Source organism: Marinobacter sp. UBA2688, from assembly GCF_002352785.1.
In the GTDB taxonomy this organism is placed as follows: Bacteria; Pseudomonadota; Gammaproteobacteria; order Pseudomonadales; family Oleiphilaceae; genus Marinobacter; species Marinobacter salarius.
Genome location: NZ_DELU01000026.1, coordinates 207,325 through 221,887, shown reverse-complemented (window position 1 = coordinate 221,887; position 14,563 = coordinate 207,325). Strand labels below are relative to the sequence as shown.

General features: G+C 59.0%; 14 protein-coding genes. 10 read left to right on the top strand and 4 right to left on the bottom strand.

The window, feature by feature from the left end; genetic code table 11:
• Window positions 1-48: 48 nt before the first annotated feature.
• From B3M52_RS16460 to B3M52_RS16450, 3 genes are all read left to right on the top strand, one after another.
• Window positions 49-1,677, top strand: a complete 1,629-nt coding sequence (locus B3M52_RS16460) for an acyl-CoA synthetase (RefSeq protein ID WP_075195356.1) — start codon at window positions 49-51, stop codon at window positions 1,675-1,677.
• A 158-nt stretch (window positions 1,678-1,835) separates the two neighbouring features.
• Window positions 1,836-2,987, top strand: coding sequence for an acyl-CoA dehydrogenase family protein (locus tag B3M52_RS16455; protein WP_036202699.1), 1,152 nt, complete (start codon window positions 1,836-1,838; stop codon window positions 2,985-2,987).
• Between the two features lie 16 nt (window positions 2,988-3,003).
• Entirely contained in the window at window positions 3,004-4,185 is a 1,182-nt protein-coding gene (locus B3M52_RS16450) for a thiolase family protein (RefSeq protein ID WP_036202703.1), read from the top strand.
• Between the two features lie 15 nt (window positions 4,186-4,200).
• Here B3M52_RS16450 and B3M52_RS16445 read toward each other — a convergent pair whose 3' ends face one another.
• Together B3M52_RS16445 and B3M52_RS16440 are read right to left on the bottom strand one after the other, a co-directional pair.
• Window positions 4,201-5,205 carry an AraC family transcriptional regulator gene (locus B3M52_RS16445; RefSeq protein ID WP_041334426.1) on the bottom strand — a complete coding sequence of 335 codons (1,005 nt, stop codon included), beginning with the start codon at window positions 5,203-5,205 and terminating at the stop codon, window positions 4,201-4,203.
• 103 nt (window positions 5,206-5,308) lie between these two features.
• Window positions 5,309-5,728, bottom strand: a complete 420-nt coding sequence (locus tag B3M52_RS16440; protein ID WP_041334429.1) for a DUF4864 domain-containing protein — start codon at window positions 5,726-5,728, stop codon at window positions 5,309-5,311.
• 173 nt (window positions 5,729-5,901) lie between these two features.
• Between B3M52_RS16440 and B3M52_RS16435 the strand changes: the two genes are divergently transcribed.
• Window positions 5,902-6,789, top strand: coding sequence for a chemotaxis protein (locus tag B3M52_RS16435; RefSeq protein WP_075195355.1), 888 nt, complete (start codon window positions 5,902-5,904; stop codon window positions 6,787-6,789).
• Window positions 6,790-6,792: 3 nt separating this feature from the next.
• Here B3M52_RS16435 and B3M52_RS16430 read toward each other — a convergent pair whose 3' ends face one another.
• Window positions 6,793-7,866 carry a mechanosensitive ion channel family protein gene (locus B3M52_RS16430; RefSeq protein WP_075195354.1) on the bottom strand — a complete coding sequence of 358 codons (1,074 nt, stop codon included), beginning with the start codon at window positions 7,864-7,866 and terminating at the stop codon, window positions 6,793-6,795.
• A 112-nt stretch (window positions 7,867-7,978) separates the two neighbouring features.
• Between B3M52_RS16430 and B3M52_RS16425 the strand changes: the two genes are divergently transcribed.
• The gene (locus B3M52_RS16425) at window positions 7,979-8,821 is read left to right on the top strand and encodes a hypothetical protein (protein WP_075195553.1); all 843 of its coding nucleotides are present in this window, start codon (window positions 7,979-7,981) and stop codon (window positions 8,819-8,821) included.
• Window positions 8,818-9,504 (top strand): NAD-dependent epimerase/dehydratase family protein, encoded by a 687-nt coding sequence (locus B3M52_RS16420; protein WP_075195353.1) that lies wholly within the window; start codon window positions 8,818-8,820, stop codon window positions 9,502-9,504. Before B3M52_RS16425 ends, B3M52_RS16420 begins: the two co-directional genes overlap by 4 nt.
• A gap of 3 nt (window positions 9,505-9,507) precedes the next feature.
• Here B3M52_RS16420 and B3M52_RS16415 read toward each other — a convergent pair whose 3' ends face one another.
• Window positions 9,508-10,302 carry an enoyl-CoA hydratase/isomerase family protein gene (locus B3M52_RS16415; RefSeq protein ID WP_075195552.1) on the bottom strand — a complete coding sequence of 265 codons (795 nt, stop codon included), beginning with the start codon at window positions 10,300-10,302 and terminating at the stop codon, window positions 9,508-9,510.
• A 249-nt stretch (window positions 10,303-10,551) separates the two neighbouring features.
• Here B3M52_RS16415 and B3M52_RS16410 point away from each other — a divergent pair, with 249 nt between their 5' ends.
• From B3M52_RS16410 to B3M52_RS16395, 4 genes are read left to right on the top strand one after another with little or no spacing between them, the layout of a single operon-like run.
• Window positions 10,552-11,367, top strand: coding sequence for an ABC transporter ATP-binding protein (locus B3M52_RS16410; protein ID WP_075195352.1), 816 nt, complete (start codon window positions 10,552-10,554; stop codon window positions 11,365-11,367).
• Entirely contained in the window at window positions 11,367-12,245 is an 879-nt protein-coding gene (locus tag B3M52_RS16405; protein ID WP_036202727.1) for a branched-chain amino acid ABC transporter permease, read from the top strand. The genes B3M52_RS16410 and B3M52_RS16405 overlap by 1 nt, the downstream gene beginning before the upstream one ends.
• Before the next feature lies 1 nt (window position 12,246).
• Window positions 12,247-13,290 (top strand): branched-chain amino acid ABC transporter permease, encoded by a 1,044-nt coding sequence (locus tag B3M52_RS16400; RefSeq protein WP_036202730.1) that lies wholly within the window; start codon window positions 12,247-12,249, stop codon window positions 13,288-13,290.
• A 59-nt stretch (window positions 13,291-13,349) separates the two neighbouring features.
• Window positions 13,350-14,558, top strand: a complete 1,209-nt coding sequence (locus B3M52_RS16395) for an ABC transporter substrate-binding protein (RefSeq protein WP_075195351.1) — start codon at window positions 13,350-13,352, stop codon at window positions 14,556-14,558.
• The last annotated feature ends 5 nt before the right edge of the window (window positions 14,559-14,563 follow it).

Here is a 14,563-nt window from a genome sequence, read left to right as displayed (position 1 = left end):
GGCTGTGCCCTATAGTCAGGTGTTGGATAACAACACTAGGAGACCAGTATGAACTCCATCTTCGACAAGGGATTAGAGCCAACCGACGCCAATAACGCCACACTGACACCGCTGGATTTCCTGGCCCGCACGGCCAGCGTGTACCCGGAATACCCGGCGGTGATTCATGGTGCCACACGCCGCAACTGGCAGCAGACCTACGAGCGTTGTCGCCGCCTGGCGTCCGCGCTGGCTGACAAAGGTGTCGGCAAGGGCGACACCGTTGCTGCCATGCTGCCAAACATTCCGCCCATGCTGGAGTGTCATTTTGGCATCCCCATGTTGGGGGCAGTACTCAATGCCCTGAACACCCGCCTGGATGCCAAAGCCATCGCCTTCATGCTGGAGCACGGCGAGGCGAAAGTGCTGATTGCCGACCGGGAGTTTGGCGACGTCATCAACGAAGCCGTCGGCATGCTCGACAACCCGCCACAGGTGATTGACGTCAACGACCCCGAATTCAGTGGTGCCGGAACCCAGGTGAGCGATCTGGATTACGACGCTTTCGTGGCCAGCGGCGACCCGGCCTTTGACTGGCAAATGCCGGAAAATGAATGGGATGCGATTTCGCTGTGCTATACCTCCGGCACCACTGGTAACCCGAAAGGCGTGGTGTATCACCATCGCGGTGCCTATGAGAACGCCATGGGCAACCAGGCGGTGTGGTCCATGGGTATGCATCCGGTGTACCTGTGGACACTGCCGATGTTCCACTGCAATGGCTGGTGTTTCCCCTGGACCATCACCGCCTTTGCGGGTACCCATGTGTGCCTGCGTAAGGTAGAGCCGGAGAAAATCCTGCAGCTGATCAGCGAACACAAAGTCAGCCACATGTGCGGTGCGCCTATTGTACTGAACACCTTGCTGGGCGCTTCTGACGCCGCAAAATCCAGCTTCAGCCATACGGTTCAGGCAATGACCGCAGGTGCGGCACCTCCGGCTAAAGTCATCGAAGCTATCGAAAACATGGGCTTTCGCGTGACCCACGTTTACGGGCTTACCGAGGTGTACGGACCGGTCACGGTATGCGCCTGGAAGTCCGAGTGGGACGACCTGCCAGTGGAAGACCGGGCCAGAATCAAGGCACGGCAGGGCGTTCGCTACCATACCCTGGCCGGCATGATGGTGGGTGACCCGGAAACCATGGAAGCGGTGCCGAAAGACGGCACCACCATCGGCGAGATTTTCCTGCGCGGCAACACAGTAATGAAGGGTTACCTGAAAAACCCCAAAGCCACCGAAGAGGCATTCCGCGGCGGCTGGTTCCACACCGGGGACCTGGCCGTCTGGCATGAGGATGGCTACGCGGAGATCAAGGACCGCCTGAAAGACATCATCATTTCCGGCGGCGAGAACATCTCCACCATTGAGGTGGAGGACATACTCTACCGCCATCCCGACATCCTCGAGGCCGCCGTGGTGGCAAGGCCGGACGAAAAGTGGGGCGAAACACCCTGCGCCTTCGTCACCCTCAAGCCCGAAGCAGGGGAGGTCAGCGAAGACGACATCATCGCCTTCTGCCGGGAGCGACTGGCGAAGTTCAAAGTGCCCAAGACCATTGTGTTCAGCGAACTGCCGAAAACCTCCACCGGCAAGATCCAGAAGTTCGTGCTGCGGGACGACGCCAAAAACCTCTGACCGCGCGTTATAAACCCCGGGGCTGCCAGCGATGAAGCCTCGGGGTGCTATTTTTTATCAAATTTCCTGCCCGGTTATGTCATGGCGCTCAGACCGTGACTGCGACAGACTGACCGTTATCCAATCAAGGCCACATTAATCACCGACGGGAGACACCCATGACCAGCGCTGTTGATAAAGAAGAACTCGACATGTTCCGGGAGTCCGTCATCAAGGCCCTGGAAACCGAAGTAACGCCCCACTACGAAGAGTGGGAACACTCCGGCATCGTACCCCGGGAACTCTGGAACACCCTGGGCAACGCCGGCATGCTGTGCGTGGACGTACCCGAAGACTGGGGCGGCTGCGGTGCGCCCTTCCTGTACTCCGTCGTCGTGGGCGAAGAAATGGCCCGCATGGGCTTCGGCGCCCTGTCCACCAACGTCATGGTGCACTCCGACATCGTCGCCCCGTACCTCAGCCATATAGGCAACGAAGAACAGCGCCAGTACTGGTTGCCGAAAATGGTCTCCGGCGAAGCCGTGGGTGCCATCGCCATGACCGAACCCGGCGCCGGCAGCGATCTCCAGGCCATACGCACCAGCGCGGTGAAAGACGGGGACGACTACATCCTCAACGGCTCCAAAACCTTCATCACCAACGGCCAACACGCCGACATGGTCATCGTCGCTGCCAAAACCGACCCCAAGGCCGGTGCCCGTGGCATCAGCCTGTTCCTGGTCGACACCTCGTTGCCCGGTTACAGCAAAGGCCGCAACCTCGACAAAATCGGCCAGCACTCCGGCGACACCTCGGAACTCTTCTTCTCCGACATGCGCATCCCCGCCTCCGCACTGCTGGGTGAAGAAGGCCAGGGCTTCATGTACCTCATGCGCGAACTCCCCCGCGAGCGCCTCGTCATCGGCGCCCTCGGCGTTGCCGCCGCACGTGGCGCCCTGGATCTGACCATTAACTACGCCCAGGAACGGGAACTGTTCGGCCAGAAACTGGCCCAACTGCAAAACACCCGCTTCGAAATCGCCCGCATGGAAACCGACTGCCGCGTTAACCGCGCCTTTGTCGACGAGTGCATTGCGTTGTACGAAAAAGGCGAACTCGACGCACCGACCGCTTCCATGGCCAAGTACAGCGCCACGGAAATGCAGTGCCGGGTGGCCGACGGTTGTTTGCAGTTGTTCGGCGGTTACGGTTACACCAGCGAGTATCCGATTTCGAGAGCGTTTATCGACGCCAGAGTGCAGAGAATTTACGGCGGCACTTCGGAAGTGATGAAAGAAATCATCGCACGGTCGGTTTTAGGTAAGGCTTAATCAGAGGATTGAAGACATGAATAGCAACGATGTAGTCATCGCAGGATCAGCAAGAACTCCAATGGGCGGCATGATGGGCGATCTCAGCTCCGTGCGTTCCCCGGATCTCGGCGCCATCTCCATCAAGGCCGCCATCGAAAGAAGCGGCCTGCAACCCGCCGACATCCAGGAAGTCATCATGGGCTGCGTACTGCCCGGTGGCCTCGGCCAGGCGCCCGCACGCCAGGCCTCCCGCGCCTCCGGCATCCCCGACTCCAGCGGCTGCACCACCGTCAATAAAATGTGCGGCTCCGGCATGCAAGCCGTCATCATGGCACACGACCAGATCAAAGCCGGCACCAACAGCATCATGATCGCCGGTGGCATGGAAAACATGAGCCAGGCACCCTACCTGCTGCCAAAAGCCCGCGCCGGCATGCGCATGGGCCACGGGCAGGTCATGGATTCCATGTTCCTCGACGGCCTTGAAGACGCCTACGAAGGCGGCCTCATGGGCGTCTTTGCCCAGCGCACCGCCGACAAATACGACATCAGCCGCGAGGCCATGGACAACTTCGCCATCGCCTCCCTCGAGCGCTCCCTGTCGGCCATCAAGAACGGCGGATTCTCCGACGAAATCACCCCCGTGACCGTCTCCGGCCGTGGTGGCGACACCGTGGTGGATACCGACGAACAGCCCGGCAAAGCCAAACCCGAGAAAATTCCCCACCTCAAACCGGCCTTTGCCAAAGACGGCTCTGTCACCGCCGCCAACGCCAGCTCCATCAGCGACGGCGCCTCCGCGATGGTACTGGCCACCCGCGAAGAAGCCGAAAAGCGCGGCCTCACTCCCCAGGCCCGCATCGTCGCCCACGCGACACATGCCCGCCTGCCGGCCGAGTTCACCCTTGCGCCCATCGGTGCCATCGAAAAGGTACTGAAGAAAGCCGGCTGGAACCGCGACGACGTCGACCTGTTCGAAATCAACGAAGCGTTTGCCGTGGTTACCCTGGCCGCCATCAATGAGCTTGGGCTCGATGCCGACAAGGTCAACGTCCATGGCGGCGCCTGCGCCCTGGGTCACCCCATCGGCTCCTCAGGGTCGCGGATCATGGTCACCCTGATCAACGCCCTGAAGCAGCGTGGTCTCAAGCGCGGTGTGGCGTCCCTGTGTATCGGGGGCGGGGAAGGTACCGCTGTCGCGATCGAACTGCTGTAAGCGGAGAAAGAAGAACTACTGGTCCTGCTTGCGGTAGGCCAGTGGGCTGAGCCCGGTCCAGTGCTTGAAGGCACGGGAAAAAGCGCCGGGCTCGGTAAATCCCAGCTGTGATGAGATCTCCGACACCGTCAGGTTCTGCCGCGTGAGCATAATCACGGCCTGGTCCCGCCGCAGGTTGTCCTTGATCTTCTGGTAGGAACTGCCCTCCGCCTTCAGTTTGCGCGACAGGGTGTAGGCGGTCATATGCAGCTGCCCGGCGATCTGTTCCAGCGTGGGCAGGCGATCATCGTCCACGTTTTCCAGAATCTGCCGAACCTGGGTTGTCAGGCTGTCGTCCTCATCGGTCCAGATCAGCAGGTTGCGCGGAGACTTCTCAATAAAACCATCCAGTTCCTCCGGTGTTCGCGTCACCGGCATGTCCAGATAATTGTGGCTGAAAAACAGGCTGTTGCGGTCGCGGTTAAAGAAACACTGGCAGGGGAAAACAAACCGGTACTCGTCAAAGTGTCCGGGCAAATCATGCTGGAAGGTGGCGTGGCTGAGTACGATCTTGCGTCCGATCAGCCAGCCGATTAATCGGTGCCACACCATCAGTAGCCATTCCACCAGGAAGTTGTCCGGGTCCAGTTCCGGATGGCGGTGGGTGATGCTCAGCTCCACTTCATCGCCGCGGGTGTCCAGCTCAATCACCATGTCATCGGAGAACAGCCGGTAGCAGCGAATGCTCTGGCGGATCACCTCTTCCAGGTTGCTGCTGTGTACCACCAACGATCCCATCAGGTGAAAGTGCCCCACGCGGCAGGGCTGTGTGGTACGGCCCATGAACTCGTCATCCAGTTTGCCCCACACCAGCCGGAACAGGCGGATAAACTGTTCCGTGGGCACCCGTGCCCGTGGCGAGTGGATGAACTCTGGGTCGATGCCATTATTGCGAAGCAGTTCGTCGGAATAGCCACCGGCCTTCTCCAGGCCATAAAGAACGGCCCTGGCGTAATGAGAGGAGAAGGTCAGGTTCTTCATAGGTGGTGTTCAGGCTCTGCCGGCAATCAGGTTCATGGACTGTATCTTACGGACGGACAGAGCTGAAAGACATAGGCGTCAGAAACCATTAGCCGGTCAGCGATTATATAGAGCTTGGACCCTCTTTGAGCCCGACGCCGCCGATTTTCCAGTCATCACCATTCTTGACCATATGGTAGTGGGCGATCCAGCGTTTGCCCTCCGGCCCCAACAACCGTACCACCTGAATCTGGAAACCGGGGTGGGGTATGCGCTCCATGAACTCAATGGACGAGGCCCGGTGGACGGGCGCATAGGATAGCTTCACCATATCGTAGAACGACTCTATCGAGCCGGATTGCTGCTTGATGCCTTCCGAGGCATGGTCCCAGGCAGCTTGCCTGTCGTCATTGGCGAAGGCTTCAATCTGCGACAGGATCGTGTTCTGGATGGCGTCATCGATATTGTCGTCGTCGGCATGACCACCCACGGCCAAGACGGCGAAGAACAGGAATACCGATATTAGTGCAAAGGCGCGTTTCATCGAATAGCCTCCCGATGACAACAGTATAGGTGATACGCGGGAGAGGAAGCGCTGGATTCACTGGCAGCCGATGCGACCTCCGAAGGGCCGCAAAATCTTACAATGTCGGTTTGGGCGGCATGTTATCTTTCGCCTGTTATACTTTTTCCAAAGCTCCTGACAGGTTTGAGGTTATGGCCGAGGGTACCAAACACCCCCAGAAACTGCTGTTGTTTTATCTGACCAATCAGAGGCCATTCGGCCTGGGCACCCTGAAAATCCGGGAAATCATGCCCTTTGTTCCGCTGACCAAGCTACCGCACAGCCATTCGGCGGTGATCGGTACCATGAGTTTTCGCGGCTCCGCCGTGCCGGTGATCGACATGGCTGCTGCCGTGGGTTACCAGCCGTTGACGGTGGAAGAACGCAAGACCGCTTCGATCATTGTGACCGATGTTCAGCGCCAGGAAATCGGGTTCCTTGTGCGCAGTGTGCGGAAAATCGTGGAAACCGAGTGGAAGAAGGTGATGCCCCCGCCGAAGAGTCTTGGCGACCGTGCCTTCATTACCGGCCTGGTGAATATCGATGATCAGATCGTGCAGTTGCTGGACGTGGAGCTGTTGCTGGCACGGGTGTACCCGGAGTCCGTAAACCCCCGGGAAGTCACGCTGACAGACGTTCAACGGGAAACTCTGAAAGGCCTGAATATCCTGCTGGTGGACGACTCCCAGGTGGCTCGCAAACAGCTCTCGGACGCCCTGGACAGCAAGGATGTGAGCTATTTTGTCACCACCAACGGGCAGGATGCACTGGACCTGATGCTGGACGCCAACCGCGATGGAAAACCCATCAATATCCTGGTGAGCGACATCGAAATGCCCGGCCTGGACGGCTACGAGCTGACCTTCAATGTGAGGGACAGCGGCAACGCCCTGAAGCAGCCGTACATCATTCTGCATACCTCCCTGAACAGCGAAATGAGCGTGAGTTATGCCAAACAGGTGGGGGCAGACGAGGCATTGACCAAATTCGATGCCGAAGAGTTACTGCACGCCATGCTGCGCGGGGCAGAGCAGGGGTGAGGGTTACTGGTCGGGCGTTTCCACCAGCCTGGCACGGACCCTTGGTAGATGCGCCGGAAACTGCGCCTGTATAAAGGTGATCAACCCCTCGCGGATGGCGCAGCGGAGATTCCAGAGTGAGCTTGAGTCCCTGGCACTGAGCAGGAAGCGCACCTCGATATTGGCCTCGCCGGCTTCGGTCACCTGCACGATCCTGGTCTTCCCGTCCCAGTCCGGCGCCTGTTCCAGCAGCCTCTCAAACTCGGTTCGTAGTGGTTCGATAGGCATGGAATAATCGACGGTGATGAACACCGTTCCCATCATTTCAGTGTCGTTTCTCGACCAGTTCTGGAACGGGTTTTCGATAAACCATTGCAGCGGAACCACCAGCCGTCGCAAATCCCAGACCCTCAGCACCACGTAGGTGGCAGTGACTTCCTCCACCCAGCACCATTCGCCCTGCACATGCAGCACATCATCGATTCGGAACGGCTGGGTGAGGGCAATCTGCATGCCCGCCAACAGGTTGCCCAACACCGGTTTGGCGGCGAAGCCGAGAATAATGCCGCCAATGCCCGCCGAGGCCAGCAGGCTGCTGCCAAGATGACGAACCGGCTCGAACGTGACCAGTGCGGCGCCCAGGCCTACGATGACGATGAGAATGTTCAGCACCCTCACCAGGAAGCGCGTTTGCGTTTCCACCTTGCGGGCGCGTTTCCACTGGCCTTCCAGGACGGGATTCAGGGAGACGATGACGTCGCCGATGGCTGACGTGCAGCGCACCAGCGCCCAGGTGACGGCCACAATCAGCAGCAGCGTGGCGGCGTGGCGGAAGTGGTTGATCAGAGGCAGGTCCTGGGACGCCGCTTCCAGGATGGCGTTGAGCACCACCAGGGTAATGGCAATGCCCAGAGCGGTTGATGAGGCATCCAGGAACAGGCGGGGAACTGTTTTGCTGCGGGTTAAGCGTTGAACCGTTGCCAGCAACCCCTTGTACACAAGAAAGGTGATAGCCATTGAGAGCAGGACGGTAACGCCCGGGTGCCACCAGGCTTCAAGGCCTGCCTTCAGCGTGTTCAGGGTTTCAAAATCAGTCATGGGCGATCGGCATTGAATCAGCGGGTGGGCCAGTCTGTTGTTGTCGTCAGTTTAAACTGCTTTTCAATGGCGTGATATGGTTGCGCTTCGTTCCTTGCTCCAAAATGCGTTTATGAAACTGATCCTCAGCCGTAAAGGCTTTGATTCCTCCGCAGGCGGCTGTCCCAGCCCGGTGTTCCCTGACAGGTCTTTCTATACCCTGCCGATCCCGGACTCGCGTTCCCGGATCACCTACCATGATATCCATCACGATGGTCTGAATGTTGGCAAGCTGGTGGCCGACCTGACCGGCAACCGGCGTGGTGGCGCCCGAAAGGCCCACCTCGACCCGGACCTGATCGCTGACGCTTATCCCCGGGAAACCGGCTGGCGGCCCTGCCTGGGGCAAACCGGCGCCGCACAGGGGCACCTCCGTAAACAGCAGGTGGGGGTGGGGGATCTGTTCCTGTTTTTCGGTCTGTTTCGGGACGTGGAAAAACAGGGCAGGCGCTGGCAGTTTGTAAAACAGGCCCGCCCGTTTCACGGGCTGTGGGGCTGGCTCCAGATTGGCGATGTTTACCGCATTGATGAGTTGTCGGATAGTGACCTGCGGTGGGCCCGCTACCATCCGCACTTCCATGGTCAGCCAGATGGTGGCAATACGCTCCATGTGGCCTCCGATGCCCTGCAGCTTGAGGGGCGATCAACCGGCCTTCCGGGTGCCGGGGTGTTTGGACGCCTGGAGGAGCGGCAACGCCTGACGGCACCGGATGCCGCTTCGACCACGCAATGGCGATTACCCGGGTGTTTCTATCCGGATTCGGCGGACACCGCGATGAGTTTTCACGGTAACCTCGCCCGCTGGTCCCGGGACGGGGAATACTGCACTCTGAAAAGTGCCTCGCGGGGGCAGGAGTTTGTGCTGGATACTAGTGGGTGTTCGGGTGTTGTTTCGTGGTTGAGGGAGATTCTATGAAAGTGATGCTATTGGGTGCCACTGGCCTGACCGGTGGCCAGGTGCTAGAAGGTCTGCTGGCGCGGGAAGACGTGTCATCGGTCGTCGCGCCCGTGCGTCGAGCGTTGCCGCTGAACCATGAAAAACTGCATCAGCAGGAAGTGGATTTCGACCGCCTGGATGAACACAGTGATCTGTTCGCGGTGGATGCCATCGTCTGTTGCCTGGGCACCACCATCAAGAAGGCCGGCTCTCGCGAGCAGTTCCGTAAAGTGGACTACGGTTACCCGATGAAAGCGGCGGAGCTTGGCCGGGCAAACGGTGCACAGGTATTCGTGCTGATGTCTGCCATTGCCTCCTCATCGTCTTCCACCGTTTTCTACAATCGGGTGAAGGGTGAACTGGAAGACGGCATAAAGTCGCTGGGCTATCCCTGCCTGTCCATCTACCAACCCAGTCTGCTGCTGGGCGAACGCAACGAGCAGCGCACCGCCGAAGCACTGGGCATAAAAGCCATGCCCCTCATCAACCGGGCGTTGATCGGCCCACTGGAAAAGTTTCGCGGTATTGAGGCGGTCACCGTGGCCAGGGCAATGGTTAACGAGGTGTCGGCGCTTGCTCAGCAGGCGCCCGCGCAATCGGAGGTTCGGGTACACGAGTACCCGGACATCAAGGCGTTGGCTGCCCAGGATGTAGCATCCTGACAGTCAGGATCCGTGGAACTCAGGGGGGCGCTTGGCCAGGAACGCGGCGACGCCTTCTGCGAAATCCCCGGTCCGGGTCAGTTCCAGGAACGCTTCCTTTTCGGCTTCCAGTTGGGCAGCCAACTGATCGCCACAGGCTCCGTCCGTAAGCCGTCGAAAGGCACCGAAGGCTCGGGTGGGGCCATTCGCGACGTTTCTCGTTATCTCAGTCACTCGTTTTTCAAAGTCGGCTTCCGGAACAGACTCAGTGATCATGCCCCAGTCCCTGGCTTCGGTCGCACTCAGGGTTCGGCCCAGCAGCATTAACTCGGCTGCCCGCCCAGCGCCGATCTTGTGGGCCAGGAACCAGCTACCACCACAGTCAGGAATGGCGCCAATGCCGTTGTAGGCCAGCAAAAACTTGGTGTCTTCCTGAGCAATGACAAGGTCCGCCATCAGTGCCAGGCTCAGCCCGGCACCAGCCGCAACCCCCTTGACCACCGCGATCACCGGGGCGTCCATGCTGCGCAACAGGAGGATGGCCGGGTTGACCGCACCCAGGATGGCGCTGACGGCTTTGCCCGCCTGTTCGGGAGAGCCGGTCATACTGGCGATATCCCCGCCCGCCATAAAAGCGCGCCCGGAGCCGGTCAGAACGATGCATCGAAGGCCTGACCGGTCTTTCAGTGCCTGAGCCTCCGCGAGAAAGGCTTCTGCCATGGGCACACTGATTGCGTTCAGGGCTGCTGGCCGGTTGAAAGTCATCGTTGCAATGCCCGTATCGGCGTCGAATTCGGTGGTTACCAATGAGTCTGACATGGTGGATGTTTCTCTCATCGTGGTGGGCCTATGGCTTCATTATTTGTTCAGCGCCCTTCGGTGTCTGACAGGTAACAGGGTAGAAGGGTTTGCCCAATGTTGCCTGAATGGACTACTTTTAATCTGGATCGGGGATCTCCCGATGACAAGAAAAAACAACAACGACAATCATCTTCGGGCGTGAGATGGGTACCAGCAGGGCGTGTTCGCGAGCCTGTCTGCCCGGCGCCAGGGGTGCCGGGAGGTAATGTGAGCATCCTTGAGATCAGTAACCTGTCTCTCTCATTTGGTGGCGTCAAGGCGCTGCAGGATGTCAGTTTCCAGGTGCCTGAAAACACCGTCACGACCATTATCGGCCCGAACGGTGCGGGCAAGACCTCGCTTTTTAACTGCATCTCCGGCTTTTACAAACCGCAGCAGGGCACCATTCGCTACCATGGCCAAGAGTTGCCGGGCAGTATCAAGCCGCCGAAGCGAGCCGCCCTTGGCCTTGCCCGAACCTTCCAGAATATAGCCCTGTTCCGGGGTATGACCGTACTCGACAACATCAAGCTTGGCGCCCATGTGCACATGAAGAGCGGACTGCTCAGTGCGCTGGTTTATTTCGGGCCGGCCCGCCGGGAGGAAATGGCTGTTCGCAGGCAAGTGGAAGAGCGGATTATCGACTTCCTGGAAATCGATCATATACGACGCCAGCCGGTGGCCAGCCTCTCATACGGGCTTCAAAAACGGGTTGAGCTTGCCCGGGCCCTAGCCATGCAACCAAAGGTGCTGATGCTGGACGAACCGGTGGCCGGCATGAATCGGGAAGAGAAAGAGGACATGGCCCGATTTATTCTGGATATCCGGGAAGAGTGGGGCATTACCGTGCTGATGGTAGAGCACGACATGGGCATGGTGATGGACATATCAGACCATATCGCGGTGCTGAATTTCGGCCAGGTTATTACCGAAGGCGTGCCGGCGGATGTTCAGAACAACCCCGAGGTGGTCAAGGCTTATCTGGGCAACAGTGACATCGACAGTTTGCGAAGAAAGCTCAATCCAGAAGGGGAGGTTGCCTGATGGATTGGTTGTTCTTTGGTGAAATCAGCCTCGCCGGTTTGGCCATGGGCGGGCTTTACGCCCTTATCGCGCTGGGGTTTGTGATCATCTACAAGGCCACCCGGGTGATCAATTTTGCCATTGGCGAGATCATGATGTTTGCCGCCTATCTGTTCCTGGCCTTTGCTGGCGGCATGGAGTTATCACCATGGATTGCCCTGCCGCTGGCGGTGATCGGTGGCAGTATTCTGGGCGGTGTGATCGAGAAGACCATGATCCGGCCCATGCTGGGTGAGTCCCCCATCTCGGTGGTGATGGTCACCATCGGTATCGGCAGTATCCTGGTGGGCCTGGTGGAGTTCATCTGGACTGCCGATCCGCAGTTGTTGCCCCGTTTTCTGCCACGGGAGCCGGTGTTTATCGGCCCACTCTACCTCGCTCCAAAAATTGCCTACGGCTTTCTGATCGGTTCGGCCCTGCTCATTATTTATCTGCTTTATTTCCGCTTCTCCAGGGGTGGCGTGGCCCTGAGGGCAACGGCCTCGGATCAGGCGGCGGCCTATTCCATGGGCATTAACGTGCGCCGGGTATTCAACATGGCCTGGGTGTTTGGCTCTCTTGCGGCATCGTTGGCCGGTGTGTTGGTGGCCGCCACCGGCGGCCTCAGTCCGCAGTTCGGGATCATTGGTCTGAGTGTGCTGGTGGTGGTGATCGTTGGCGGCCTGGACAGCATTCTCGGTGCCCTGGTGGCTGGCGTGTTCATTGGCTGGCTGGAAACGGTTGCCGGTGCCTACCTCGGGGGCGAGTACCGTATGCCGGCAACATTCCTGGTGCTGGCGGTGATCCTGGTTATCCGCCCCTATGGCCTTTTTGGCACCCACGAAATAGAGCGAGTGTAAGATGCGCATCGGTGACGCGAAACAGAGTTACGAGGCCGATGAGGCAATCTGGACCAGCCAGACCCAAAAACTGTGGCTGGGTCTTTTCCTGCTGATTCTCATGGTGTTCCCGTTTGCCGTCGACTCTTACCTGCTGTACCTGGGCTGCCTGGTTGGCATTGCCGTAATCAGTACCACCGGCCTGAACATCCTGACCGGCTTTACCGGGCTGATTTCCCTGGGGCAGGCGGGGTTCATGGGCGTTGGCGCCTACACGGTGGCCTGGCTGTCCATCAACACCGGCCTACCGTTTCCGGTCACGCTGTTGCTGGCCGGGCTTATGGCTGCTGCCGTCGGGATTCTGGTGGGCCTGCCATCACTGCGGGTCAAAGGCCTGTATCTGGCCATCGCTACCCTGGCCGCGAGCGTGTTCCTGCACTTCATTTTTGCCGAGTGGGAATCCGTCACCGGTGGCATGGGTGGCCTGAGCCTGGAGCCAGCGCACCTGTTCGGGCTGACGTTCCAGAGTGATTTCATGATGTATTTCATCATCGTGCCGCTGGCGGTGCTGATGGTGCTGGCGGCCCGGAATGTGTTCCGGACACGAATCGGCAGGGCCTTTATTGCCATTCGCGACCGGGATATTTCCGCCGAGATTCTCGGCATTAACCTTCTGCGCTACAAACTGATGTCGTTCGCGCTCAGCTCGTTCTACGCCGGCGTGGCCGGTGGCCTGTTTGCCTATTTCTACCGTGTGGTTACCCCGGAGAGCTTTCCGCTTTCCATGTCCATTTTCTATCTGGCGGCGGTGATCGTGGGGGGCATGGGCAATCTGTTGGGGGGCATCCTCGGTGCTGCTTTCATGACCCTGGTGCCGGAAGCGCTGAAACTGCTGACGGCGGCCCTGACTCCGTTCTACCCCAACGCGCCCGTGTTCATGTCGCCGATGCTGGAAATCATTTTTGGCGCCCTGATCGTGGGCTTCCTGATTTTTGAACCTCATGGGCTTGCGGAAATCTGGCACCGTATCCGTCGCTTTTTCCGCCTCTGGCCGTTCCGGAATTAATGGTTCTCTCACGGGAACCCGTGCAACACCAACAACAAGAAGCCGCAAGGAGAATGAACATGTTCAGAAACATCCTCAAAAAAGGTCGCCGGCTTGCCGGGCTTGGTAGCCTGGTTGCTGCGCTGACAGTCGCCGCGCCGGTGATGTCACAGGACAAGGAGCCCGTCGTGTTTGGCGGCTCCATACCGCTCTCCGGCGTGTTCGCGTTTGCCGGTATTCACATCCACGCCGGTCTGACCGACTACACCAACTGGATCAACAGCCAGGGGGGCATCAATGGCCACCCGGTCGAGTATGTGATGGAAGACACCGCCTATGAGGTGGATCGTTCGGTGGCGGCCTTCAAGAAAATTTCCGGTAGCAGTTCCCCGGCTACCTATTACGGCGACAGCACCGGTTTCATGAAAGCCATTGCCTCTGAGCTCAATAGCCAGGGCAATACTCTGATGAGCGGAGCCTCGTTCGCCACTGCGCTGACGGATAACGAGCAATACCCTTACCAGTTCATTCCCGGCCCGAACTACAGTCAGATGTTCGGCATCATTCTGGAGTACATCGCCACCCAGGGTGAAGGCGGTGATATGCCTACCGTGGCCTTTGTTTACAGTGATACCGAATTCGGTAAGGACCCCATCGAAAACGGCAAAGCCCGCGCGGGCGAGCTGGGCATCGAGGTTGTCGAGGAGATCGTGACCAAGCCCGGCAGTGTGGATGTGTCCGCCGAGGTTCTGAAGCTTCGCCGGGTAAGACCAGACTATGTTGTGTTCCATGGCTACGTACTGTCGCCGATCAACGAGTTCATGGTGCAGATGCGCCAGATGGGCCTCGATACCCAGTTCATGGGCACCTTCTGGTCCTCGGACAAACTGATCATCGACAAGATGGGAGCGGATGCCGATGGCTACATGGGCGTAATGCCCTACAACTATTACGACAGCGAGGAAAGCGGGCCCATGCTTGATGCCCTCCGTGCCCAGGCGGAGAAGAGTGACCCGGAAGCGGGCTACCGTCCCACCGGCTACATGCAGGGATGGTTCAATGCCATGGTCTGGACAGAAGTGGTCAAGCGCACGCTCGATGCGGGGAAAGAACTGACCGGAGACAACATGGCAGAATCTCTTGCCTCTATTGAGGACTGGGATACTGGCGGCATCATCGGCATTCCGGTCACCGTGCGGAACATGTCCTTCCCGGTCGGCCGGATCTGGCGGGTGAATGCTGAAGAAGGTCGTTATGAGCCGGTATCGGACTGGATTCACCTCGACTGAGGGGC